At 50.9% G+C, this 24,490-nt stretch carries 21 protein-coding genes; 6 read left to right on the top strand and 15 right to left on the bottom strand.

Going from position 1 to position 24,490, the window contains the following annotated elements; translation table 11 throughout:
- Positions 1–62 precede the first annotated feature (62 nt).
- The 12 genes from ASL14_RS18150 to ASL14_RS18095 form a co-directional block, all read right to left on the bottom strand.
- A complete protein-coding gene (locus tag ASL14_RS18150; protein ID WP_134912923.1) occupies positions 63–1,760 on the bottom strand; it encodes a glycosyltransferase in 1,698 nt (565 codons plus the stop codon).
- A gap of 60 nt (positions 1,761–1,820) precedes the next feature.
- On the bottom strand, positions 1,821–2,939 hold the full coding sequence (locus tag ASL14_RS18145; protein ID WP_134912922.1) for a CgeB family protein: 1,119 nt from the start codon (positions 2,937–2,939) through the stop codon (positions 1,821–1,823).
- A 33-nt stretch (positions 2,940–2,972) separates the two neighbouring features.
- Positions 2,973–4,064, bottom strand: a complete 1,092-nt coding sequence (locus ASL14_RS18140) for a CgeB family protein (RefSeq protein WP_134912921.1) — start codon at positions 4,062–4,064, stop codon at positions 2,973–2,975.
- Between the two features lie 181 nt (positions 4,065–4,245).
- Complete coding sequence (locus ASL14_RS27435; protein ID WP_187644873.1) at positions 4,246–4,605, bottom strand: hypothetical protein; 360 nt, start codon at positions 4,603–4,605, stop codon at positions 4,246–4,248.
- A complete protein-coding gene (locus ASL14_RS18130; protein ID WP_134912920.1) occupies positions 4,562–4,897 on the bottom strand; it encodes a hypothetical protein in 336 nt (111 codons plus the stop codon). The genes ASL14_RS27435 and ASL14_RS18130 overlap by 44 nt, the downstream gene beginning before the upstream one ends.
- Positions 4,898–4,901: 4 nt before the next feature.
- The gene (locus ASL14_RS18125) at positions 4,902–5,228 is read right to left on the bottom strand and encodes an alpha-helical endospore appendage domain-containing protein (RefSeq protein WP_134912919.1); all 327 of its coding nucleotides are present in this window, start codon (positions 5,226–5,228) and stop codon (positions 4,902–4,904) included.
- A gap of 29 nt (positions 5,229–5,257) precedes the next feature.
- A complete protein-coding gene (locus ASL14_RS18120; RefSeq protein ID WP_025684990.1) occupies positions 5,258–5,545 on the bottom strand; it encodes a hypothetical protein in 288 nt (95 codons plus the stop codon).
- Positions 5,546–5,664: 119 nt separating this feature from the next.
- Positions 5,665–7,161, bottom strand: a complete 1,497-nt coding sequence (locus ASL14_RS18115) for a glycosyltransferase family 2 protein (protein WP_134912918.1) — start codon at positions 7,159–7,161, stop codon at positions 5,665–5,667.
- Between the two features lie 72 nt (positions 7,162–7,233).
- Positions 7,234–7,965, bottom strand: coding sequence for a sugar phosphate nucleotidyltransferase (locus ASL14_RS18110; RefSeq protein ID WP_134912917.1), 732 nt, complete (start codon positions 7,963–7,965; stop codon positions 7,234–7,236).
- Complete coding sequence (locus ASL14_RS18105) at positions 7,962–8,762, bottom strand: glycosyltransferase family 2 protein (RefSeq protein ID WP_134912916.1); 801 nt, start codon at positions 8,760–8,762, stop codon at positions 7,962–7,964. Before ASL14_RS18105 ends, ASL14_RS18110 begins: the two co-directional genes overlap by 4 nt.
- Entirely contained in the window at positions 8,759–9,607 is an 849-nt protein-coding gene (locus ASL14_RS18100) for a glycosyltransferase family 2 protein (protein ID WP_431091375.1), read from the bottom strand. The genes ASL14_RS18105 and ASL14_RS18100 overlap by 4 nt, the downstream gene beginning before the upstream one ends.
- 83 nt (positions 9,608–9,690) lie before the next feature.
- Entirely contained in the window at positions 9,691–10,629 is a 939-nt protein-coding gene (locus ASL14_RS18095; RefSeq protein ID WP_134912914.1) for a glycosyltransferase family 2 protein, read from the bottom strand.
- A gap of 562 nt (positions 10,630–11,191) precedes the next feature.
- On the opposite strand from ASL14_RS18095, the gene ASL14_RS18090 reads away from it, so the two are divergent.
- The 3 genes from ASL14_RS18090 to ASL14_RS18075 all read left to right on the top strand — a co-directional run bounded on the left by ASL14_RS18090 (position 11,192) and on the right by ASL14_RS18075 (position 17,495).
- Positions 11,192–12,970, top strand: coding sequence for a M4 family metallopeptidase (locus ASL14_RS18090; protein WP_134912913.1), 1,779 nt, complete (start codon positions 11,192–11,194; stop codon positions 12,968–12,970).
- A 473-nt stretch (positions 12,971–13,443) separates the two neighbouring features.
- Entirely contained in the window at positions 13,444–15,231 is a 1,788-nt protein-coding gene (locus ASL14_RS18085; RefSeq protein ID WP_134912912.1) for a M4 family metallopeptidase, read from the top strand.
- Between the two features lie 455 nt (positions 15,232–15,686).
- The gene (locus ASL14_RS18075) at positions 15,687–17,495 is read left to right on the top strand and encodes a M4 family metallopeptidase (protein ID WP_134912910.1); all 1,809 of its coding nucleotides are present in this window, start codon (positions 15,687–15,689) and stop codon (positions 17,493–17,495) included.
- A 165-nt stretch (positions 17,496–17,660) separates the two neighbouring features.
- Here the strand turns inward: ASL14_RS18075 and ASL14_RS18070 are convergent, their stop codons facing one another.
- On the bottom strand, positions 17,661–18,443 hold the full coding sequence (locus ASL14_RS18070) for a WIAG-tail domain (protein ID WP_223264021.1): 783 nt from the start codon (positions 18,441–18,443) through the stop codon (positions 17,661–17,663).
- 116 nt (positions 18,444–18,559) lie between these two features.
- The gene (locus ASL14_RS18065; protein ID WP_134912908.1) at positions 18,560–19,720 is read right to left on the bottom strand and encodes a glycosyltransferase family 4 protein; all 1,161 of its coding nucleotides are present in this window, start codon (positions 19,718–19,720) and stop codon (positions 18,560–18,562) included.
- Between the two features lie 222 nt (positions 19,721–19,942).
- On the opposite strand from ASL14_RS18065, the gene ASL14_RS18060 reads away from it, so the two are divergent.
- A complete protein-coding gene (locus ASL14_RS18060) occupies positions 19,943–21,070 on the top strand; it encodes a YheC/YheD family endospore coat-associated protein (protein WP_134912907.1) in 1,128 nt (375 codons plus the stop codon).
- A gap of 88 nt (positions 21,071–21,158) precedes the next feature.
- On the top strand, positions 21,159–21,956 hold the full coding sequence (asd, locus tag ASL14_RS18055; RefSeq protein ID WP_134912905.1) for an archaetidylserine decarboxylase: 798 nt from the start codon (positions 21,159–21,161) through the stop codon (positions 21,954–21,956).
- 132 nt (positions 21,957–22,088) lie between these two features.
- Here asd and ASL14_RS18050 read toward each other — a convergent pair whose 3' ends face one another.
- A complete protein-coding gene (locus ASL14_RS18050; RefSeq protein ID WP_134912903.1) occupies positions 22,089–22,874 on the bottom strand; it encodes a helix-turn-helix domain-containing protein in 786 nt (261 codons plus the stop codon).
- A gap of 215 nt (positions 22,875–23,089) precedes the next feature.
- On the opposite strand from ASL14_RS18050, the gene ASL14_RS18045 reads away from it, so the two are divergent.
- Positions 23,090–24,388 carry an aminotransferase class I/II-fold pyridoxal phosphate-dependent enzyme gene (locus ASL14_RS18045; RefSeq protein WP_134912901.1) on the top strand — a complete coding sequence of 433 codons (1,299 nt, stop codon included), beginning with the start codon at positions 23,090–23,092 and terminating at the stop codon, positions 24,386–24,388.
- Positions 24,389–24,490: the final 102 nt, after the last annotated feature.

Here is a 24,490-nt window from a genome sequence, read left to right as displayed (position 1 = left end):
TTGTTTTCCAGTAGACTGTCTGTGCTCCAGCTAAACGTTCACCTCAACGGTCCGGTGTGCTTTCACCCGGACCGTTGTTTTTTGTAGCGTCCAGCCTTGAGCGCTAACCGCTTCCGCTTGTTCGGATGCAAATGCCTCGACACGCGCTTGAGCTTGAGTCTCCGTTTGAGCTTCCGCTTCAACCTGAGCTTTTGTCTGGACTTGGATTTCGGCAGAAGCCTTGACGGAAACCAGCGAATGCGATGGCTCCTGCTGCTGGTGTTGCTCTTACCCTTGCGCTTGCGATTGCGATTGCGCGGTCTGATATGCTTGCGTCTCGCCCGAATGCCACGCTTGTCGTGAGGCGGGTCTGGCAATGGCTCCGGCACAGGAGCGGGTGGCTCCGGCACAGGAGCGGGTAGCTGCGGCAAGCCCGGAATGGCCACATACTCAATAGGCGGCAGACCAAGCACAGGCAGTTGGCAGACCACCGATTCGGGAAATTCCCGAATGGTGCTGGTAAAAGCCTCTGGTATCGCAGTGACCTGACGAAGCCCTTCTCCCTCCCGCGTCCATATCGGTCCTCCCGGCTGCCGAATCAGCGGGAACCATTGCGGATTATGGCACACCCATTGGCTGACCATGACGTGCAGGCTGGTTTTATAGGAATCAGGTCCGTATACACGCATAGCAGCGCTATTGTTGCGTACACCGATCCGTTCCACTTCCTGAGGATGATTGAGCAGATAGCCCACTTTTTCCGCCAGCATATCGCTGTTTCCCGGCTCTACCAAAAACTCTGTATTTCCGGTCGCCTCCATCAGCTCCACAAGTCCACCCTGCGCAAAGGCCACAACCGGCTTGCCGTAAACCAGTCCCTCCAATGCCGTCAGACCAAAGCCTTCCTCCACCATGCTTGGGATAACGACCATATCCATCGCGCTATAGGCAGTGGATACAGATTCCTCAAATGAGCTGAACTGGAATCGGCGACTGTAGGGGGATTGGCGGATTAAAGAGACGCATTTTACGTAATATTGCGAGTCCACCGAGCTGCCGATGATCCAGAAGCGACAGCGCGAATTCGTTTCACACAGCTTCAGAGCCATTTGAACAAAAGGCAACAATCCTTTGGCTTCATAGATAAAGGAAGAAATATAACCAATACAGATATGGGATTCCTTCAACCCCAGCTTTTCACGTTTGCGTTTCCGTTGCAGTACATGCTCTTTGTGCGGCGGCATATCCATATCCCGACAAGGAGACAACACCGTATGCGGACGTGTCAGCCCCGCCCCGTGCAAAGGCCGCAAGACGGCTTGCGAAATACCGATGACCCATCGGCTGTAACGCTCGATGATGGAAACCGAGACAGGTGTATGCTCATTCTGGTTAATGACTTCGGTTATTTTCCAGACCACCGGAATATTCAACTCATGGGAAGCCATCGCGGGCATGACGTTCACACAGGTATTGACCAGCACCACATCTGGACGCGCTTGCTGTAGCAACTGAAGCAACGGTGCGTACGAAGCATGGTTTCGCAAATTCTCCGCATCCTGCTCCAATCCCTCATACGGGGTGTACATACCATGCAGCATGGGCAGGTTCTGAATTTGGACGGTAATTCCGCGCTTGCGGGCAATTATGGTCAGCCGTCCTTCAGCGGGCGTCACCAGAATGCAGTCGAAGTACATACGAATGTCTACACAAAATTGCAATAACAGCTTTTCCGCTCCCGTAATGCTGCGGACATTGCTAACATGGCTGAATAGCATCATTTTCGGTTTGATCGGAGTTCACCTCCTTTAAAATAACGACCATCGGGCGTTTGAACCGAATTAAGGTAATACGACCGACAGCAGCTGGTCAATCCGGTGACCATACGTATGCTCACGCAGAGTCCGTTCCAGAGCACGCAGGGCAATCTCACGGCGTTCCTTTTCGTGTGTCAAATAAAACTCGATCTTCTCCAGCAGCTCCTGCTGGGAACTGTACGTCTCAATTTCTTCTCCCGGCTTGTAAAAACGAGCCAGATCATCCCGTGTGTCGGTGAGCTGCAAGGTGCCGCTGGCAGAAATTTCGAACGTGCGCGGATTCGGCGACGCTCCCGGAATTTTCAGAGCATTGTTATTCACGGAATCATCCTGATGTGAACGATGAAGATTAATGACAATTTTGCTGCCGTTATACGTGTCATTCGTCTCGGCTGGAGACATCCAGCGGCCCTGCTCGATTTTATCGCCGTACGATTGATAATCAGGGAGACGATCCCACCAGATTCCGTTGATTTTAATATTACGGGCCATAAGCTGCGGCATAATCGGATTAAAGAAATAGATGCGATTCCAGTAAGCTGAGCCGGTAAATCCGATTTCACGCCGTACGGAAGCGGGAGAGCTAAGCGGGAAATATTGAGTCAGAAATGCCCCAAAGGGCAAGTAATGTACAGACGAACAGCCGAGCTGGCGGTACATTTCGATGCAATTCAGCTCCAGCGTGAACACATGGTCATAATGCGTAACAATTTTGGTCGTCGTGTCCGTGTAATAGGGATCATCCGTCAGCCAGATTGCGGTTGGAATGCCCAACTGACGTACCGCTTTCACCTGCTCCAGCGGAAGATCCATCCCATCCAGCGCCAGCATCAGATTCGGACGGAGCTGGGTAGCAATATCACCTACTGGCTGACGCGGGTCGGTTACGGTAACCTGAGCCGTCATACTTTGCAACGTGGTGATCACCGCTTCATCCAGTGGAGAATAGGGAAGACCCTTACCGGAGACTACATACAGCACATGGATTTGCCGAAAAGGGAAGACCGCCTTCGTCCGGGCAAGAATCGCATTGGCGCGTCCGCGCAAATAGCCTTCGTCGTATCCATCACCGAGTCCCGCAGCTCTCCCCTTTTCCCAGGAGGTTGTGGCCGGGTCAAACGGTCCTGTCGTAGATATCGTCATCACTTTCACTCCTCACTGTTTTTGGTGTTTACTTTAGGCCATCGCCTTGTCCAGCAATTCTTCCATACGATTCGTGTACATATGCTTTTGCATGGTGGTGTGCAGCCCGCGCCAAGCCATGTGCTCACGTTCCCAGTCATGCTTGAGATAGTAGTCCAGTTTGACCTTCAGCTCCTCTGCTCCACCAAAGGTTTCAATGTCATAGCCTGGTCTGTAATAGCGGTCCAAATCTTTCCGAATGTCCGTCATCTGGAGCGTGCCGCAGGCAGCAATTTCGTAGGTCCGGGGATTAATGGACTCCGCGGATAGCTGATGCGTATTCCGGTTATCCAGTCCGGGGTCCGTTGGACGGTGCAGATTGATAACAATTTTGGAGCCGTTATAATATTTGGCTGTTTCCTCCGGCTCCATGAAGATTGGACGGATAAATCGTTCCAGCACATCCCGTCGGGTCAGCCGATCCCAGTGCCCACCTACGATCAGCACTCTTTTGTCCGCCAAAAAAGGAGCGAGGTGGTCAAACAGCTTCACTCGGTTCCAGAAGGCATTCCCGATGAAGCAAATGTCATGCTGGTGCTCCCGCTCCACCCGCCGGGGATAAAAGATCCGGGCTGACGCAGCAAGCGGCAAATAGTGTACCTGTGCCACTCCCTGATCTCGATAAAACGGCAGGCATGACATCTCGTGCGTAAATACAACATCGTAGGATTGGCAGATCAACGCCGTATCCTCCGTAAAATAGGGATCATCTACAAACCATATGGCTGTCCGAATGCCCAGGCCCCGTATTTGCTGCACCTGCTCCAGATGATCCGGTGGAAAAACATGCAGCCCGTTCATGACCAGCACGAGGTCGGGTCGATGGGCCTCGGCGTCAGCCAGCATCGTGGCAGGAGTACCGATGACCAATTCGCTGCATACTTGGCTTAATGCCTCTTGAACACCTGTGTCTATAGCTGCGAAACCTTGCGGAATATACAACACTTTCAACTGGCGAACAGCAGGCTGTATTGCCACGACCTGTGACAGAGCAGCCGTGCAACCGCCCATTCTGCGTCCTTCCCGATAGCCGCATCGGTATGCTTCGCGTTCATTTCCGCTTCGTTGATCGTTCACATCCTTCACCCTGTCCTGTTGTAGGATAAACTTCTGTCACTCCTAAACTATATGCGGAGGGGTCAAACGCATCATGGACGACTGCCACTGCCCGGACAAAATTGGCGTTTGCCCGTCCAACTGCCGAACCGCAAACAACCCCGAAGCTGCTAGCTTCGGGGGATGAGCAGTAATAGATAATTTGCACAGTTTACTGAGCCTTGTAAGCGACCTGGTGGCCATCTTCATAACCTTTGGCAAAGCCTGAATTGAAACCCTCGTTGTAAGCTGCATCATATCCCTGCTGAAATGCCTGCGGATCATGCTCCAGTACAACAGGCTCGAGCTGTGGATTCTCCGCAGCAGGGGCTGCCGCCGGGGTGGGCTGAGGTTTTTTCTGCCGACGCCGATGAGGACGGCTTCTGCGGGCGGAGTGAAGCCCTCTTTTACGCCGTCTTAAAGCAAGCAGACGTTTTTTTCTCAGCTTTAATCTTCGGATGCTCGAACGCCGGGTGCTTTTGCGTCTTTTACGGGCTTTTCCCCGCGTGACGCGTTCCCACCTTATTCTCATTTTCATTCCTCCTTAGTTTCCTCGTCGTTGTTTTTGGAACAGGTAGCTGGAGCCACGGCTGAGTCGGTTTTCCATACACCTGTCGTCTTAATGGGATGCCCGCCAACATCTGCGTGATTTCCCCCTGGTAGTTGCTGAGCATACGAATGGTTTCCACCAGACGGGTAGCGGACATATCTGCATGGGGCGTCAAGTCCGCAAGACTGCTCAGCATCCGGGCAACGGCGTGCTGGCTGGCAGCAATGGACTCCATCATATCCAGCTTGATCTCACGTTCGCGCCTCATGCTCATTAGCTCATATCCCCGGTCCCATTCCTCCCATCATCCCTTCCATTCCGCCACCTTGCTGCTCATCCTGATCCAGTAATGCCTTGAGATTACTGCACAGTCCGGTTTGAAGCCGGGTTAAACCCTCCAGCATTTCCACCATCTGCTCATGAATTTCCAAAGGCCGTCCCAATTGTTCTTCATCCGTGTCAAATGCGTGAGGCTCCAGATGGTTCAGCGTCCAATTACGCATTTTTTCGGCTTCTACCGCCTTGGCCTCCAGGATCATGGACACATTCCATTGCATTTTGGAAGCTGCGTCCAGCATATGAATCATTGCTTTTTCCCTACTCATGTGTTCACTCCCTGCCCTCGGTTGGTACGTTACTCTTCGTCCGGGTATGCCGTCTCTTTCACGACACGAACGAGCATTTCAGCCATTGCTTCCTGAAGATCGGCAATACCGTTCAAGTAGGCAACAATGCTTTTGTTTACTTGTCCCGAGCTGTCGAGAATACCCGGAATTCCATCAAAACGCGGCTCTTCGTCCGGCAGTTCATGTATGATCTGCGACATGCGCACGACCACCTGCCGTTCCGCATCCAACAGCCTTGACATCTGCTGCTGCGAGTGCGAAATATGGATCAGCAAATCGTCTACCTGGTTATGCATAAGCCCCTCCTTTATGTGCTCCGCCGTGCGGAACGCACGAATTGCCTACGGGCTTTCCGCTACTACAGCGTATGCGGCAGCGTGGAGTCGGTTCCGCCTAAAAGCGCCTATTCCGAGCATTATAAATGCCCGTGCAATACCGGTGGTGCAATAATGGGTCTTTCCTCCGTCAAAGCCGATAAATCGGCGGGGGCCAACAGCCGAATCCGGTAGTCAGCCGCCAGCCAGCTCATGGCGGCATAGGGGGTAAGGAACGGCCTCTTCCAGCCTTTCCCGATCTGATACAGTTGCCCGCCTTCCGCATAAAGGACCTGAATCCATCGCATGCGTTGAGCCGGAATATTAAGTGTAGGCAGTGCAGGCATGTTCTCCAGTTCCGGGGCTGCCAGCACAGGTGCATACTCGCCGGGAATATGCACAGTTTCCACATTTTCCAGAACACCTGGCTGTGCAGTTACGGGTGCATCCGCGACATCGGAAATCATCACCTCCGGCTTCGGTACCAGCGGAAGGGCCAGCAGATCAAGCTGGGATACTCTGACCGGGGCAACGTCCTCACCTCCCGCACCACTGACTCCATGCAGAAGGCGTCTTTTCCCCGGCTCCAGCCGATATATTGCACCAGACGGTCCCTTAACGAGTGCTCCAACGGGATAAAAGATTGCCGCCGACCCGTGTCGGGCCTTGGCTGGCGATGTCGGGCTGTCCGGCTCTGATGTGCCGAATTTGAGGCTGTGGAGCAGCTTATCCGCATCCCCCCACTTTTGGACAAAAAAGGATCGGTTCCGGCTACCATCCTCCGTCAAACCGCCTTCTCCGGTCGTCTGGGGGAAGGCATAAGCCGTATCCCGATCACTTTCCGTGCAATGGATAAACGCATTTCCCGCAATAGCCAGACGTGTCCCCAACAAACGTACACGCAACAGCCAATCTGCATCTGCCTCCTGACCACTGTGACAGGCTTCGTCCCAGTAGCCCGTCTTTTCCAGCGTCTCTCTGCGCAGCAGCAAACAAAATCCGGCCAGACTTTGGGTTTCCCGCCATGCGGCCGGATTGGAAACATTATGAGACATGGCGAAAAGACGTGCTTCATGTTCGTTCGTATAAGGTACCTCAATCTGTTGCTCTCCGAACGGACCGTTCGTTACAGGTCCGACGACACCGATACGCGGATCACTGTGCAAGCACTCCAGCAGTCGATCCAGCCAGTCTGGCGTTACCAGCGCATTGGGGTCCAGCACCACAATGGTCGTGCCTTTCGCCATCATCAGTCCCTGATTCAAGCTGCCTGTCAAATGGATATCCTTTTGGAGTAGCGCGTAACGCACAGCGATGCTTTTACGCAGCAGATAGGTGCGTGTTCCGTCCGTTGAGCCGCAATCCACCACGATGATTTCATGCGGCTGGCTTGTATTTTCCTCAATACGATCAATACAGGTGCGAAGCCGATGAAGCTGATTATAGGACGGAATGATAATGCTGATGCCTTCAAAGACCTTGCCGAACGAAGCCTGGCCCAATCTGCTGCCCTGCTCCCGACCTCTTTTATACCCCGCCCAATAGCCTTTCTTACTGAGCCTCTTGCTGTGTTTCCTTTTTATACTCAGGCGTTTCATGCCGTTCACTCCTCCGGGTGGCATTATGCCCATAATATATGCCTGGCCCGGCCGGAAGGTGTATCGCTGAGATCAGGGCAGAAGCCCTTTCATTTTCACCCCGGCTTCCTGAAGGGAATCGAAGGTCCCTGCATCGCTCCAATACCGCCGCAAAATGTCGTATTCAAGCTTGCCTTCTGCCGCATAACAGTTGTTTACATCCGTGATTTCAAGCTCGCCACGCGTCGAAGGTGTAATCTGCCGGATCTTATCGAACACGGCGGTATCGTACATGTAGATGCCAGTTACACAATATCTGGACTGGGGATGCTGCGGCTTTTCTTCAATCCGCGCTATGCTCTCAGGCCGCTCGGGATCAAACACGGGTACTCCGTAGCGGTGGGCATCTGCCACCTTTTTTAACAATACTCTAGCGCTCCCCGGAGGCTGCTGCCCGAACCGTTCAATAACAGGTCCCAGATCTTCCTTGAACAGATTATCACCCAGCAAAACGGTGAATTTTTCTCCTGGCTCCATGTAGCTTTTCGCCAGTTCGAGTGCTTCCGCAATGCCGCCCGCCTTTTCCTGAATCCGGTACGTCAGTTGAACACCATAATTGCTGCCGCTGCCCAGAAAATCGGTGTACAGCCCGGCCGATTGTTTGCCAATAATCAGAAGCATATCGGTAATCCCCGCCTGTCGCAGTCTTTCAATACCATACACGATCATGGGATACTTGCCGACCGGAAGCAGATGCTTGTTGAGTAATGAAGTCAACGGATGAAGGCGCGATCCGGTTCCTCCTGCGAGAATAACCCCTTTCATATCTTCCTTCCTCCTTCGACAGCATGTTCGGTGCCTAAAGCTCCGCTATTTCCAGTCTCAATAAACGCTCTGGGGTCTATGTTCCATTTGTCCATAAACAAACGATGATTCCGCTCAATCAACTCTTCGACCCAGGCAGATTCCGAACGTGAAAAGCTCGCACTCCCCTGGTGATAGACAAAACAGTCACTGCACATCAACAGTTTGTAGCCATGTACACGTGCGCGCAGACAATAATCGTCATCCTCATAATGCCCGGGGTTAAACCGTTCATCCAGTAATCCGATCCGTTCCATCAGCTCACGCCGGAACATCAGACAAAACCCGACCAGCCGCTTGACCTCCTGCCATCTGGACGGATTACTTGCATTATTCTGCTCTGCAAACTGGAGACAGCTATCCAAATCCCCTGCTAATCCGTCAATCTGCTGAGTACCGCTAGCATAATTCGTCACTGGTCCCACCAGTCCCACTGTGCTTTGGCTCCGCAATGCAACCAGCATATTGGATAACCATCCCCGTGTAACCGTCACATCATTATTCAAAATGACGAGCTGATCACCCGAAGCCAGCCGAAGCCCTTGATTACAAGCTGCCGGAAAACCCCGGTTTTTGGGGAGACGGATACTAATCAGCCGTTCGGCTTCACAAAAATCATCCGTTCCGTCATTTGAAGCGTTGTCCGCAACAATAATTTCATAAGGCACATCTGCTGTATGTGTCCGAATCGCCTCAATACACGGCTTGAGCAGGTGCAGACCGTTATAGGTCGGAATAATAATGCTCGTCAGACTCATCGTGCATTCCTCCCTTTGGCGACGTCGGCCCGCGCTGGAACAGGTCCGAGCGGGGAAGCTCCGGCTACCTGAAACACCGCAGCCAGTGCCTCCGCATGATCGCCGACAATCAGTTGCTCCATGACATTCCCTTTGCCGATATTGAAAGCCCGCTTGCGGTTTGTTCCAATGACGTCGACGGCATGTACTGCCGTCACCTTCATACCGTGCAACACCGCCATAGCGTGGGCTTTCGGCGGAACAGCGAGCATAGCCGGACCGAGTAGCTCCAGCGAACGCCGTGATAACGCGTGCGGTACAGCAGTCAAGGAGCTTGCCCCCAGATCCGGCCTGCGCAGCACGCGGTTCAGAAATCCTTTGCATCGGGTCACGCTGTCCTGTCGGAAGTATGGCGGCAAATGTCTGCTCAGATCATTAAGCGCCACATCCGTTCCTTGATCCACTGCGTTGAGGAAAGGCAGCAAATCAGCCGCAGGAATCGGAAGATCCCCGTCCACAAACAGCACGATATCAGCCTGCGTTATACGTGCGCCTACCGCCCGTCCAACATCATGCCCGAGCCGATCCGGCACGCTGACGAGGGTCACACCCGGATGATGCTTCGCTACTATAGAACGTGTGCCGTCCGTGCAACCGTTCAATACGACGATGATATCCGTAAACGGCAGCTTTTCCAGCTCGCTCAGCACCCCGCCAATCGTAGATTCCTCGTTGCAGGCACTGACCACTGCGGCGGCGGTTCCCCGCAGCAGGATATCCCCGGGCAATGCCCGAACCTCCCTGGGATGAACTTCGATCATTTCCCTCCGTCGGGGCGCAGGTTTCCTCACCCTGCGGCTGTCCATCGCGGTCGTCGTTCCATGTCTTCGCTGAACCCGACGTATGCCCCGGCTTCGGTCATCATGCCTCCCTTTACGATACGCTCTGCTCACGGCTTCACCTCGTCTCTGATCCGTTTGCGTTTCAAATCCGTATATCCTGCACGCGTCCCCAGATGTGATGTAAGCCAGGCAATCGCGTCAAGATGATCCTGTACAACCACATCCGTAAGCGGGTCCCTGCCGTTCATTTTTTTGCGGGTCGCATTCACTTTACCGACGGCTATTCCACGAACAGTCACAACCCGCAAGCCAGAAGCGATCGACATGGCCTGAAATAACGGAGGTTTTTCCAAGGACTTTAGACCTATTTTATTTAGAGCCCTTAGACTTATGGCATGCGGGATTCCCGTCATGGATGCCCCTCCTAAATCAGCACGGTTCGACAAAATATTCAATACATGCTTCGCTTCAACCACAGGATGCACCGACGTACGCTCTACCGGCCCATGGTAATCATTCAGTGCAACATCCGCTCCAGCACATACGGCCTGTATGAATGGCTTGAGTCTGACGCAGGGAATGACGATATCACCATCCAGAAAAAGCAGTACCTGCCCGGAAGCCGCTTCCGCTCCGACTCGGCGGCCAATATCATGCCCCAATGGCTGCGGGAAGGAAAGCACGCGCGCACCCGCTGCTTTTGCCGCCTTGGCTGTCCTGTCGCTTGATCCGTTCTCGACGACGATGACCTCGGTATGTGGATGAACATGGCGTGCCTCACGGACCACAGCCCCGATCGTTTTTTGCTCATTCATAGCCGGAATGATGACGGATACGAGCAATTTTCCCGCCGAAGACGAACCGGGTGGCCGTTCTTCACCTGTCTGTACTTCTGCTTCTGTGCCTGGTCCCCTCCTTGTTACAGGGGTCGGGGTGATATGCACGGATGGCGTTCGTACAGGCAGCCACACCTTCGGGTAGGGGTCATGCGCATTGGAATGCCGCCTGCGATTGGCCTTGAATCCAAATCTTGCCTGCTTCCTCATGCTCCCACCTCACCTCCCTTGCTGCTGTATGGATAGACAGCATAATTAGGACAGTTCAACATAACCTATGCGCTCTAAAACGCGTGTGTAACGGCAAGCGTGGAGTCTTTTCGACAAAGCAATTCTCGACTTTATTTGACATTTCTTATTAATCCTATTAAATAAATGAGTTATTAGGGTCTAAAGAATCATTTTGGATAAATTTGTGACATACATCTTCTCGTCCGTCATTCTCTGTGCTAATATCAGAGCCAGATGATGGGAGTTCAAAAAGTCAACATTTGTTTTTTTTGCATAAGACAACTTTTTTCCATTATCCGCCTTTATTCCACTTTTACTTATACGACAGGAAAGGAGGAGTTTGTCACCTTTTCAGACTGTAAGCTTCACATGCAGTACCCTCTTTTCACGCACGCTTCATGAAAGACACTTCGGTTTTTCTTCTTCACGTTCCATTTTCTTCATGTTCCAGACGACAACACGACCAACATAAACGGCGCAATGCCTATTTCTTAACAGGATGGTCTTCATCCTGACATTAACCGGGGAGAGTGAATTTTAAATGAAAAAAGTATGGGTTTCGCTTCTTGGAGGAGCTATGTTATTAGGGTCGGTAGCGTCTGGTGCATCTGCGGAAAGTTCCGTTTCAGAGCCAAGTCAGCTTACGCCAACCTTCCACACCGAGCAATGGAAGGCCCCTTCATCGGTGTCGGGTGACGACATTGTATGGAGTTATTTGAATCGACAAAAGAAAACGTTGCTAGGTACGGACAGCACCAGTGTCCGTGATCAATTTCGCATCATTGATCGTACAAGCGACAAATCCGGTGTAAGTCATTATCGGCTGAAACAGTATGTGAACGGGATTCCCGTATATGGAGCTGAACAGACGATTCATGTGGGCAAGTCTGGTGAAGTCACCTCTTATCTGGGGGCCGTGATTACTGAGGATCAGCAGCAAGAAGCTACGGAAGGTACAACTCCGAAAATCAGTGCTACCGAGGCCGTATATACCGCTTATGAAGAAGCAGCTACACGGATTCAAGCCCTCCCTTCCTCCGACGATACGATCTCTACAGATGCTGAAAAGCAAAGCAGTGTAAGTAAAGACACTTACGCAGAAGCTGCTAACAACGACAAAACAACATCTGTTGATAAGGACGAGCTTAGTCTTGATAAAGCGTCTGCCCTGAAAGATAGCAAAATTGAAGCGGTGGAGACAGAACAAAGTTCCATTGCCAAAATTGCTAATCTGCAGCCTGAAGTAGATCCTAAAGCCGATCTGTACTTCTATCCTAACGGGGATACCCTGCAGCTGGTTTATGTGACAGAAGTCAATGTTTTAGAGCCTGCGCCACTGCGTACTCGCTACATCATTGATGCCAATGATGGTAAAATCGTATTCCAATATGACATCATTAATGAAGCGACAGGCACAGGTAAAGGTGTGCTTGGTGATACCAAGTCGTTCAACACTACGCAGTCCGGAAGCAGCTATCAATTAAAAGACACAACACGTGGTAACGGAATCGTGACCTACACGGCCTCCAATCGTCAGACCATTCCAGGTACGCTCCTGACGGATGCCGATAACGTATGGAATGATCCAGCCGGCGTAGATGCTCATGCTTATGCGGCCAAAACATATGATTACTATAAGGACAAATTCGGACGCAACAGTATTGACGGGCGTGGCCTGCAACTCCGTTCGACGGTCCATTACGGCAGCCGCTACAACAACGCCTTCTGGAACGGCTCCCAAATGACTTATGGAGACGGGGACGGTACCACATTTATCGCTTTCAGTGGTGATCCCGATGTAATTGGTCATGAACTCACGCACGGTGTTACAGAGTATACTTCAAATTTGGATTATTACGGGGAATCCGGTGCGTTGAACGAGTCCTTCTCGGACATCATCGGCAATGACATCCAGCGCAAAAACTGGCTTGTAGGCGATGATATTTATACGCCAAACATTGCGGGGGATGCTCTGCGCTCTATGTCTAACCCTACCCTGTACGATCAACCAGACCACTATTCCAACTTGTATAAAGGCAGCTCGGATAACGGGGGCGTTCATACCAACAGCGGCATTATTAATAAAGCATATTATCTGTTGGCACAAGGTGGTACCTTCCATAACGTAACTGTGAGTGGAATTGGTCGCGACGCAGCTGTCCAAATTTACTATAGTGCCTTTACGAACTACCTGACTTCTACTTCCAACTTCTCCAATACACGCGCCGCTGTGGTGCAAGCAGCAAAAGACCTTTACGGTGCGAATTCAGCGCAAGCAACCGCAGCCGCCAAATCTTTTGACGCTGTAGGCGTTAACTAAATCATAATTGCAATCCCCCTTATTCATCCTCGTCCATAGACCTTTGCCATTGTGCAGCTGTCATCCAACCCAGCTCATAAAATGGACGAAAAAATAGGGGTGCAGTGTACAAGTCTGCGCCCCTTCCCCCTTATGTTTATGGCGTCCCCTCAAAGGGACGCCCTTTTTTTGTCTTCTGTACGTTTTCGATCAATTTCGACCAAATAAGACAAATAAAATCTAAATAAGGGTCTTTAGACTCATTTTGGAGTAATTTGTAATATACATCTTCTCGTCCTACATTCTCTGTGCTAATATCAGAGCCAAGACGGTGGAATCACAAAAAAATAAAACTTGTTTTTTTGCATAAGTTCATTTTTTTCATGATCTTCACGTTTTAAAAAAGCAACAAGACCTACATACATGGCGCCATGCCTAAAACAAAACAGGATGCACATCATCCTGACCTAAATTTGGGGAGAGTGATTTTTTTAATGAAAAAAGTATGGGTTTCACTGCTTGGGGGAGCTATATTATTAGGGGCTGTAGCACCCGGTGCCTCAGCAGCGGAGAATTCCGTTCCTGATCCCACTCAGCTTACGCCAACCTTTCACGCAGAACAATGGAAGGCTCCTTCATCCGTATCCGGTGACAATATTGTATGGAGTTATTTGAATCGACAAAAGAAAACGCTGATAGGTGTAGACAGCACCAGTGTTCGTGACCAATTTCGCATTATTGATCGTACAAGCGACAAATCCGGTGTAAGCCATTATCGGTTGAAGCAGTATGTAAACGGGGTTCCCGTATATGGAGCCGAGCAGACCATCCATGTGAATCCGTCCGGTAAAGTCACCTCTTATCTGGGTGCCGTCATTTCAGAGGATCAACAGCAAGACGCCACCGAGGATACCACTCCAAAAATCAGTGCTACCCAGGCCGTCTATACCGCGTATGAAGAAGCCTCTACACGAATTCAATCCTACCCTTCCGTCACCAATAACGTTACCGAGGGCAGCAAGGATCAAGGCAGTGTAAGTAAAGACACTTACGCGGAAGCATCTAACAACGAAACATCCATCTCTATTGATAAAATCAATTTCAGTCCGGAACATGCAGACGAGCTGAAGAACAGCCACATTGAAGCGGCAGCAGCCGAACAAAGCTCCATTGCCACAATCGCCAATCTGGAGCCAAGTGTGGAACCTAAAGCAGAACTGTACATCTATCCTGACGGTGAGACTACACGGCTGGTTTATGTGACAGAGGTTAATATTCTGGAGCCTGCACCTTTGCGTACACGCTACTTTATTGATGCCAAAGACGGAAAAATTGTATTCCAGTATGACATCCTCAACAACGCAACGGGCACCGGTCGCGGCGTAGATGGTGAAATAAAATCGTTCACGACCACCGCTTCCGGCAACGGATATCAGTTGAGAGACACGACACGCAGTAACGGGATCGTAACCTACACCGCTGCCAACCGCCAAACGACACCAGGTACTATTTTGACGGATGCGGATAATGTATGGGATGATCCGGCGGGTGTTGATGCCCATGCCTACGCCATTCGAACCTTTGATTATTATAAGAAAAAATTCGGACGTGACAGCATTGATGGACGTGGCATGCAAATCCGTTCGACCGTCCATTACGGCAAAAAATATAACAACGCCTTCTGGAACGGCTCTCAAATGACATATGGCGACGGCGACGGCAAATTATTTACCTTTTTCAGCGGTGATCCCGATGTCGTGGGGCATGAACTCACCCACGGTGTCACAGAGTTCACCTCCAATCTGGAGTATTACGGTGAATCCGGTGCGCTGAATGAAGCCTTCTCAGATATTATTGGTAATGATATGGATGGTAGCAACTGGCTCCTTGGCGATGGCATTTATACGCCTAACATTCCGGGCGACGCTCTGCGCTCTCTATCCGACCCTGCAAAATATGGCCAGCCGGATCACTATTCCAATTTTTACCCGGACCCTAACAATGATGATGAAGGAGGAGTCCATACGAATAGCGGTATTATCAACAAAGCCTATTATTTGCTGGCACAAGGCGGTACGTCCCATGGCGTTACGGTTAGTGGTATCGGACGCGAAGCGGCTGTATACATTTACTATAATGCCTTTACGAACTATCTGACCTCTACCTCCAACTTCTCTAACGCACGCGCGGCTGTAGTGCAGGCGGCCAAGGACCTCTACGGTGCTGATTCGCCAGCAGTAACCAGCGCTATTCAATCCTTTGATGCTGTAGGAATCAAGTAAATCATATCCCGTATTCCTCGAAAGTGTTCCTCATTCAGTAGATAGAAGCCTGTTATGTGGCTATCATTTGATCCTACTTATAAGTGGACAAAAAATAGGGGTACAGTGTAAGTCTGTACCCCTTCCTCCTTGAGCCTGTGGCGTCCCGTTTAACGGGATGCCCCTTTTTTTCGATTTGTTTCGACGATATACGACAAACAAATTAATATTTTGGGACTATTGAATCATTTTGGAGTTATTTGTAAAATAATTCTTCTCGTTCGACAATCTCTGTGCTAACATCAGAGCCGAGAAGATAGAATTGCAAAAAACTATATCTGGTTTTTTTGCATAAGGTAATTTCTTTCCATCCTCTTCACGTTTCAAAAAAGCAACAAGACCTACATACATGGCGCCATGCCTATTCAAACAGGATGATTTTCATCCTCACATCAACTTGGGAGAGTGAGTATTTAATGAAAAAAGTATGGGTTTCACTTCTTGGAGGGGCTATGCTCTTAGGCTCTGTAGTACCTGGGGCATCCGCAGCCGCAGCGGAGAATTCTGTTCCCGATCCCACTCAGTTTACGCCAACATTTCAAACCGTAAACTGGAAGTCTCCTTCATCGGTATCAGGTGACAATCTGGTCTGGAGCTTTTTGAATCGACAACAGAAAACATTAATGAGTATGGACAATACCAACAGCAGCACCCGTGTCCGTGAGCAATTTCGGATCGTGGATCGAACCAGTGATAAATTCGGTACGCAACATTATCGCCTAAAACAGTATGTGGATGGAATCCCTGTATTTGGAGCCGAGCAGACCATCCATGTGAATAAGGCTGGTAAAATTACTTCTTATCTGGGAGCTGTCATTTCAGAAGATCAACAAGCCGACGCTAAAGAAAATACAACTCCAAAAATCAGTGCTACTGAGGCCGTCTATACCGCGTATGAAGATGCAGCTACACGTGTTCAATCCCTCTCTTCCTCCGCCCATACCGCTGCTGAACCTTCCGGGGACGTTAGCAGTGTGAGTAAAGACACCTACGCAGAGGCATCTAACAACGAAGAATCTTCCTCTATGGACAAGGATAATTTGAATCTGGAAAAAACAACTGAACTGAAGAATAGCAAGTTGGAAGCGGTAGAGCCTGCAACTGCACCTATCGCCAAAATCGCCAATCTGGAACCGAGCGTGGACCCTAAGGCAGAACTGTACATCTATCCTGATGGAGACACAACACGTCTGGTTTATGTAACGGAAGTTAATATTTTGCAGCCTACCTTACTGCGCACACGTTACTTTATTGATGCCAATGACGGCAAAATCGTGTTCAAGTATGACATCCTCAATGAAGTAATCGGCACAGGTCGTGGTGTACTCGGGGATACCAAAACGTTCGAAACAACGGCTTCTGGTAAAAACTACCAATTGAAGGATGCGACTCGTGGTAAAGGCATCTTAACTTACAATGTTCACAATACCGAGACGCTTCCAGGCACCCTTTATACAAGTACAGATAACGTATGGAAAGATCCGGCTGCGGTGGATGCCCATGCTTATGCCATTCGCACCTATGATTATTATAAAGAAAAATTTGGACGCGACAGCATCGACGGACGTGGCATGGCTATTGCTTCGGCAGTCCATTATGGGGAAAAGAACTACAATAATGCCCACTGGGGCGGCACCCATATGCTATACGGAGACGGTGACGGCACGTTATTTGCCCCTTTCAGCAGCGACCTTGAAATTGTTGCTCACGAGCTGACTCACGGCGTGACCGAGCATTCATCCGGGCTGGTGTATTTCGCTGAATCTGGCGCACTGAGTGAAAGCATCTCGGATATTATCGGTAACGACATTGAGCGTACCAACTGGGATTTTGGCAAAGTCGCTTATACACCAAAAATTAAGGGTGACGCAATCCGCTCCCTTTCCGATCCTGTCAAATACGGTCAGGTAGATCACTACAGCAATTTTGATACCGACCCTAATAACGAGGATTATGGTGGTACCCACACTAATAGCGGCATTATTAACAAAGCCTACTATCTGCTGGCACAAGGCGGCACCTTCCATGGTGTCAAGGTAGATGGAATCGGACGTGATGCAGCTGTATATATTTACTATAATGCCTTTACAAATTACCTGACCTCCACCTCTAATTTCTCCACTGCACGCGCCGCCGTTATTCAGGCAGCCAAGGACAGCTATGGTGAAAATTCAATAGCAGTCATTTCTGCCATTAAATCCTTTGACGCTGTAGGTGTGAAATAAATTGAGCTTAAACAAGCAAACATCTGGCTCTACTTAGGAAGTACCAAAAGAGGGCGATATTACCATTACAAGTATGCCCTCTTTCCTCTCATGAATACGGCGTCCCTTCATCGGGATGCCTTTTTCTTGTTTTAAGCAAATTCGCAACCATTATATAGGCATCTTTTAATCGTGCCCGATTGCAATCCACAGAATCAAACCTTCACAAACCGAACCTGCGTGTGCGCGTTCCACCGTGAACACCGTCGAATCTCTCTGACATTTCGTGACAGATACCGTTACCCCCGGTATGCTCGCATTTCCTGTGATTGCATAATGCACGTCCTTGAATGGCTGCTCAAACACAATGCTCACTTCATCCCTGCACGCTTCTGCGGGAATGTGAAAGGGAGTGCTGCCAAACCGTGTTGAAGCCGCTCTTGAATTAAATGTGTGCTCGCGGAGAAGCCCGTCATCATAGGTCATGTTAAGTGGAGATTCGTCATCATCCGTAAGAGCAGCAACGGGCTTGTCAGCGGACAACGCTACCCGCTGCTGCTTGGGGCGATGTCTGCCTTCGGCAATGTGGATACTGGTAATGGAGCAATCCAGCAACGATTCCTGCTCTATCTGACCTCTGGACGTTACAGACGTTAGGCCGTATTCCGTCCCAGGTTCTGCATCCGTCTCTGGCACAGACAGCAGCAGTACAGACCCCCGGTTGAGCAGCATGGCTTCCTCCAACGTCTTGGGAAGCTTGTGCTTCCTCCATGCTGCTTCATCCACTGCAATAAGGTCATGTGCTTGAGCTTGGCTTTCCACGATAGACTTTACACTCACCGTCTCCCGCTGGATCGGTTTGCTGTTGCCGGATGGGGGAACCGTTTTATTTTTGTCTATACGAGGGGAAGGAACTGCATTGGAAAGGTTACGCCGCACTGTTCTTTTATCCTTACTATTATGGTTCATAATGACCGCTCCTTTGGCACAGAAGTGAACCAGCGGTCGCTCCGCTTCATTCACCCGGCTGGGAATCATGGCTAATGCCTATAGGATAGCCTATGCTCACAGCTGGGCTCACGTCACTACGTTACGCAATCCAGCATGATTTGCGCCCAGCGCTGTGCTGAATGCTGCCATAAAAATCGTCTTCGTACCTCGGCAAGCCCGGCCTCTCCCATGCGCCGCCGCAAGTCAGGCTGCTGGAGCAGTCCGATGACAGCAGCAGCCATTTCCTGCTCCCCCGGAGATGGAGACACAAGCCAGCCCGTCTCCCCGTGCCGTACAACCTCTGGGATGCCGCCCGTACGGGAAGCAACCACAGGTACACCTGCGGCCATCGCTTCCAGATTAACCAGCCCGAAGGCCTCACTTCCCACCGAAGGAACAACGGTCACATCGGCCAACTGATACAGCGAGGCCAACGCCGGATGGGGAACATAGTCGAGAAACTTGACGTGCTTTCCCAATCTCAACTTACGCGTCTGCCGATGCAGCGACGCCGAATAGGGCGTGAAGCGGCTCTGCCCGTAATAGGCACTGCCTGCAATGAGCAGCAGCACATCCGGGCAGGCACGGACGATGCCCGGCAGGGCCTTGAGCAGCCGATGAACGCCCTTGCCCGACACCAATCTGCCCGCATACAGCACGATGCGGCGGCCTGCCCAGCCGTAATCGCTCAGCCGCGCCGTTCTGACCGCTTCTGCCGCAGGTGTCCATCGCGGCAGAAAATCGCCGGGATGAATGCCCAGCTCATTTATAGCGATGCGTTCCCTGACAGCATCAGAGCTGTCAGTAGCTACGGTTGCCTCCATATAGGCGCTGTTCACGATGATCCGCTCCAGCGGCTGCAGCAGTCGATCCACTTCCTTCCGTTTGAGGTGCGGCTCCCGGATGAAAGTGGTCGAATGTAAAGTCAGCACGATCCGGCTATTGGGCAAAGCGTTGTGGATCGCATATGCCACAGCCGGGCGGTTGTGCACATCAACCACCGCAGGAGACCACCTTTTCAGGTCGGCGATCACCTCGGGAACATAACTTGGCCCTTGCTTATAACGTATGCATGGCACCCCGTCCACATCGGCGTTATCTGGCACCTCATCTCCCCGTATGCCATATATCTGTACCTGAAGCTTATCGCTGGCCAGCGGTACCATATGGGCAATAACCCGCTCTACCGAGCTGCTGCGGGGCGAAGGTATAACAAAAGAGCCCGGTGTAACGACTGCCACCTTCGGCCTCTGCATCAGCCCTGCACCTTCTTTCCTCTCTGATTCAAGCGCTCACCTGTAATTCTCTTCAACACTCATGGTGTATCATATCGCCTCCCTGCCTGAAAGGTGCCTGGCTTCTCACTTTGGGCATGCAGTAAGGCTACCGTCCATGCCTGGCCGATCTTTGATACATATGATGGACTAGAACCACTGAGTTGTCAGTTGGAGTCTCAACAAGGAAGGGCGGACACACCCATGCTGCATGTCGGCGTCATGCTCAACCCGGTGACGTACCGGGGCATCCCCGCCATGAGGACGGGATATGAATCACTCTTCAATTACGAAGACGCCGGATTGAGCTACGAGCTAATCCCCTGCTTTCTTCGTCTGGAGGATATTCATATACCGACCGGAACATGCCGGGCTTTTGTTAAACATGGTAACGGCCATCGTCAGATGACTCTCCCGTTGCCACGGGTCATCCATAATCGGACCCTCTATCGACAGAACGAAAATGCCAGTGAAATCAACAGACTGGTGGAGAACGGAATTTACATCTTTAATGAACAAAACCGTTTCCGTAAGGACCACATACATGCAATATTGCAGGAAGACCCTCTGCTCCATCCCCATCTTCCACGTACGCTGCAAGGCAACCGGACTTCGATTCGTACCTTGATGGAGCAGACCGGAGATGTCATCATCAAGCCAAGCAGCGGGAGCATCGGCAGAGGAATTATGCGCCTGAGACATTCCCGTGGTGACTGGACTTTACAATGCGCACATCCCACTGTACCCGATCGGTGGATCACACTGCGCCTGTACGCCGGAGAACTGCCTTCATTTCTACACAAGCGGTTACTGCGTAGTCCTCATATCGTGCAGGAAACATTACCACTCGCTTTGTATAACAACCGTCCTTTTGATATTCGTGTGACGGTGCAACGCGGATATGGCGGTATTTGGAGCGTGACAGGCATGTTTGCCAAAATTGCTCCCTCCCACACCTTCGTTTCCAATGTGGCGCAGGGCGGCTCGGCCCGTTCCTTGCCAGAGGTGTTGTCACAGGCACAGACGGCTCAGCCATGGAACGCAGCCCGTCTGATGAATGAATTGGAAAGACTCGCGCTGCAAATCGTTCATCGGCTGGCACAAAACCTTCCCCGGCTGGCTGACGTCGGTCTGGACCTGGGCATTACGCAGAAAGGCAAGATTGTTTTTATCGAATGCAACGGCCGCGATCAGCGCTACGGCTTCAGCCAGGCAGGCATGAACAATGTCTGGAAAGAAACGTACACTCAGCCGATGGCTTATGCGCGTTGGCTTCTCGAACGGATGCCCCCGGCAGACACCGACCGTTCACTCGACCGTCCACTGTATTGATTTACGTCACATTCTGTGTCAATATAGTTCAGAGCGGCCGGACAGGTTCCGGCCAAGACGGCTCGGAAATGAACAAGGGGGATCTGAAATGGCAAAACAGTGGCTGCGGCTCATGACCGAGCTATCATCGCGCAAGTGGGTGTGTCGGGTCGTGGGTTCCTTCGCGCAAAGCGGTGCAAGCCGACTTTTTATCCCCACCTTTATACGTACGTACCAGATCCAGACGCATGAGGCTGAGCAGGAATGGAAGGAATATCCTTCCCTGAACGCCTATTTTACACGCAAATTAAAAGCGGGCATGCGCCCGATTGATACGAACGCCGAGGTGATGACCAGTCCGGTGGATGCGCGGATTACATTCACTGGCCCAATTACGTCCGGCACGATTTTGAATGTCAAAGGTCAGGACTATACGCTGGATGAGTTGCTTAACCGTTCGCCGCGTCTTGAGAAATACACGCATGGCTACGCCTTTGTACTGTATCTCAGTCCGACTGATTATCATCGTATTCATGCGCCGGTATCCGGTACACTGGTGGAGAAGGAGCATTTGCGCGGCAAGGTATATCCGGTGAATGACTTCGGCTTACAGCATATGAGAGCGGTTCTGAGCCGCAATGAACGGCAGATTACGTACATTGCCCATGAATACGGCGAGGTGGCGGTCGTCAAGGTTGGCGCGATGAATGTAAGCAGCATCAAATATACCGATGATGAAGCCGTCTCATGGGAAAAAGGCGACGATCTCGCATATTTCGAGTTTGGCTCAACCGTCGTTTTGCTGACCGAAAACGGCACGTTTGATCCTGACCCTGCGTTGAAGCTAGGGGATGTAGTAAGAATGGGGCAGCGTCTCGGTTGCTTCCGGCACGCTCCGAAAGCGTAAGCGTGTTTGCCGTTACAGCATGACTACAACAACACATATGAGAGGACCCGGCAAAATTGCTCGGGTCCTCTCATATGTGTTTATCTTTTTTATTCGTTATATGACGATCCTCAGAACCACCCGCTTATTCCTTTACCTGATCTCGGATGGACTTTTTCCCGTGTGTTGCTTGAACTGGCGGCTGAAGAAAAAAATATCGCGGTATCCCAAAGCCTCTGCCACCTCAGTCACATTCATTCCGGCATGCAGCAACAGATGCTGTGCGCGCTCAATTCGCATGCTGATGATATGAGATTGCGCAGAAACGCCCAGCAGCTCCTTGAACTTGATCGAAAAATAACGTGATGACAACCCTGCCCGTGCCGCCAAATCCTCGACACGATGAGGAAGCCCCGGGTGCTGGCGCACATAATTGGCCGTTTCCCGGATGACCTCGGTGAGCTGGTGGCTGGCCGGCTGCTCCTGCGGCTCCTTGCGGTCGGCACGCAGCAGATGTATCATGAGCTGCTTCAGGATTAGCGCGCCCTCCTCCTCTGCCCCGTAAGCGCGTTCCAGGCGCAGACGGACGTACCTTGCAAGCATATGCTCCACCTCGACCGTTTCCTCCAGCATACGATAGCTGGCAGGGATAATCTTCGGCGGCTCGGTTAGATCAAAATGAATATAGGTAAGTATGAGCGGTTTTTGCGGGTTATGCGTGGCCCGGGTATCATCCCCCGGCTTGAACAGGAAGCAGCTTCCTTTGCTTACCGAATAAGACTCCCCGTTCAATACAACCGTTCCTTCACCGCTCCATACATAAAATAAATCGTAGTTTGGCATCGGTCTTTCGCGTACCTGCCATTTCCAGCCCGGCTCACACACAATTTTGGCAAAGGCAGGCAACAGGATAAACGATGCCGCAGACGTATCCAGCAAAATCTGCACCTCCTTATGCTATTCTTTCGTTGTCCCATATCCCGTTAAATTATAATATAAGCGCAGAACTGCCATTACGCAAAAAATAAAGCCTTCCCTCCCCGTGGATTCATGCTCCAGCAGGTCAGGAAAGCTTCGTTGACGCTTTTGCGTGACGCTTACCGTGTGTAATGCTATAATATGTAATCAAAATGACTTGGAAGGATGAAACCGGAATGAATCCACTGGCAGCGCAGTTAAACCGCAACATTCAGGCAGGCAACGAGCATGTATATGAAATGCTTTCTCTTTTAGGTAAAGAGATTTATTTCCCAAAAGAAGGGATTTTAAGTCAATCCGCTGAGGCGGGGAAACTTGCTAAAAAGTACAACGCTACAATTGGTATTGCTACCGAGGGTAGCGGTCCTATGCATTTGGAGGTCATTCAGGAGAAGCTGTCTGCATACAGCCCCAAGGACCTGTACCCTTATGCGCCTCCTGCGGGCAAGCCCGAACTGCGTAGTGTATGGCGGGAAAAAATGCTGAAGGAAAACCCGTCGCTCGCTGGAAAAAGCTACAGCCTACCTGTGGTTACGAACGCGCTGACTCATGGTTTGAGCATCGTTGCTGACCTGTTTACGGATGAAGGGGATGCTGTCATTTATCCGGACAAAAACTGGGAAAATTATGAGCTGACCTTCGGTATTCGCCGTCATGGACGATTGGTGAATTTCCCGTTGTTCACAGAGGATCAACGTTTTAATAGTGAGGGGTTACGTGAAGCGCTGCTGGCGCAGAAGGAATACGGCAAAGCCATCGTTGTGCTGAACTTCCCGAACAACCCGACAGGCTATACACCGGGAATCGAAGAAGGCAAAGCGATTGTTGCTGCCATTCAGGAAGCAGCAGAAGCAGGCATCAATGTCGTAGTTGTGACGGATGACGCTTATTTTGGCCTGTTCTTCGAGGATTCGCTGCATGAATCGCTATTCGGCCAGTTGGCTGGACTTCATCCAAGAATTTTACCAGTCAAAATTGACGGAGCTACCAAAGAAGAATTCGTGTGGGGCTTCCGTGTCGGATTTATTACCTTTGCTTCGGAACATCAGGATGTACTGAGCGCACTGGAGCAAAAAACATTGGGAATCATTCGGGCAACGATTTCCAGCGGCCCTCACCCGTCGCAAACCTTCGTGCTGGATGCTCTCAAATCACCGGATTTTGAGCAACAGAAGGAAGAAAAGTTCCAAATCATGAAAGGCCGGGCCAACAAGGTCAAGGCGTTACTTGATAGCGGAAAATACGGAGATGTATGGAGTTACTATCCTTTCAATTCGGGTTATTTCATGTGTCTCAAGCTGAACGGCTTGTCCGCCGAACAACTGCGCACATATCTGCTGGAGCAATATGGTGTGGGAACGATTGCACTGGGTGAGCATGATCTCCGTATCGCGTTTTCCTGTATTGAGGAAGAATATCTGGAAGACTTGTACGACATTGTTTATCGTGGTGTGCAAGACTTATTGAACCCCTAATCTAATCGGTCGGTATTAACTGGTTAGACTTATAGCTGGATTAAGCGGTGTGCCGTGCCGGATGTTGCGGCATACCGTTTTTTATATCTCCTGCTGAACGAT

The organism is Paenibacillus sp. IHB B 3084 (genome assembly GCF_001447315.1).
Lineage (GTDB): Bacteria > Bacillota > Bacilli > Paenibacillales > Paenibacillaceae > Paenibacillus.
This window is presented reverse-complemented; position numbering and strand designations above follow the sequence as displayed.

What these genes read in the sequence shown, in the direction of transcription:
- ASL14_RS18150 (WP_134912923.1), bottom strand. Translation starts at nt 1,760, where the DNA reads ATGATGCTATTCAGCCATGTTAGCAATGTCCGCAGCATTACGGGAGCG.
- ASL14_RS18145 (WP_134912922.1), bottom strand. Translation starts at nt 2,939, where the DNA reads ATGACGATATCTACGACAGGACCGTTTGACCCGGCCACAACCTCCTGG.
- ASL14_RS27435 (WP_187644873.1), bottom strand. Translation starts at nt 4,605, where the DNA reads ATGAGAATAAGGTGGGAACGCGTCACGCGGGGAAAAGCCCGTAAAAGA.
- ASL14_RS18130 (WP_134912920.1), bottom strand. Translation starts at nt 4,897, where the DNA reads ATGAGCATGAGGCGCGAACGTGAGATCAAGCTGGATATGATGGAGTCC.
- ASL14_RS18125 (WP_134912919.1), bottom strand. Translation starts at nt 5,228, where the DNA reads ATGAGTAGGGAAAAAGCAATGATTCATATGCTGGACGCAGCTTCCAAA.
- ASL14_RS18120 (WP_025684990.1), bottom strand. Translation starts at nt 5,545, where the DNA reads ATGCATAACCAGGTAGACGATTTGCTGATCCATATTTCGCACTCGCAG.
- ASL14_RS18115 (WP_134912918.1), bottom strand. Translation starts at nt 7,161, where the DNA reads ATGAAACGCCTGAGTATAAAAAGGAAACACAGCAAGAGGCTCAGTAAG.
- ASL14_RS18110 (WP_134912917.1), bottom strand. Translation starts at nt 7,965, where the DNA reads ATGAAAGGGGTTATTCTCGCAGGAGGAACCGGATCGCGCCTTCATCCG.
- ASL14_RS18105 (WP_134912916.1), bottom strand. Translation starts at nt 8,762, where the DNA reads ATGAGTCTGACGAGCATTATTATTCCGACCTATAACGGTCTGCACCTG.
- ASL14_RS18100 (WP_431091375.1), bottom strand. Translation starts at nt 9,607, where the DNA reads ATGGACAGCCGCAGGGTGAGGAAACCTGCGCCCCGACGGAGGGAAATG.
- ASL14_RS18095 (WP_134912914.1), bottom strand. Translation starts at nt 10,629, where the DNA reads ATGAGGAAGCAGGCAAGATTTGGATTCAAGGCCAATCGCAGGCGGCAT.
- ASL14_RS18090 (WP_134912913.1), top strand. Translation starts at nt 11,192, where the DNA reads ATGAAAAAAGTATGGGTTTCGCTTCTTGGAGGAGCTATGTTATTAGGG.
- ASL14_RS18085 (WP_134912912.1), top strand. Translation starts at nt 13,444, where the DNA reads ATGAAAAAAGTATGGGTTTCACTGCTTGGGGGAGCTATATTATTAGGG.
- ASL14_RS18075 (WP_134912910.1), top strand. Translation starts at nt 15,687, where the DNA reads ATGAAAAAAGTATGGGTTTCACTTCTTGGAGGGGCTATGCTCTTAGGC.
- ASL14_RS18070 (WP_223264021.1), bottom strand. Translation starts at nt 18,443, where the DNA reads ATGAACCATAATAGTAAGGATAAAAGAACAGTGCGGCGTAACCTTTCC.
- ASL14_RS18065 (WP_134912908.1), bottom strand. Translation starts at nt 19,720, where the DNA reads ATGCAGAGGCCGAAGGTGGCAGTCGTTACACCGGGCTCTTTTGTTATA.
- ASL14_RS18060 (WP_134912907.1), top strand. Translation starts at nt 19,943, where the DNA reads ATGCTGCATGTCGGCGTCATGCTCAACCCGGTGACGTACCGGGGCATC.
- asd (WP_134912905.1), top strand. Translation starts at nt 21,159, where the DNA reads ATGGCAAAACAGTGGCTGCGGCTCATGACCGAGCTATCATCGCGCAAG.
- ASL14_RS18045 (WP_134912901.1), top strand. Translation starts at nt 23,090, where the DNA reads ATGAATCCACTGGCAGCGCAGTTAAACCGCAACATTCAGGCAGGCAAC.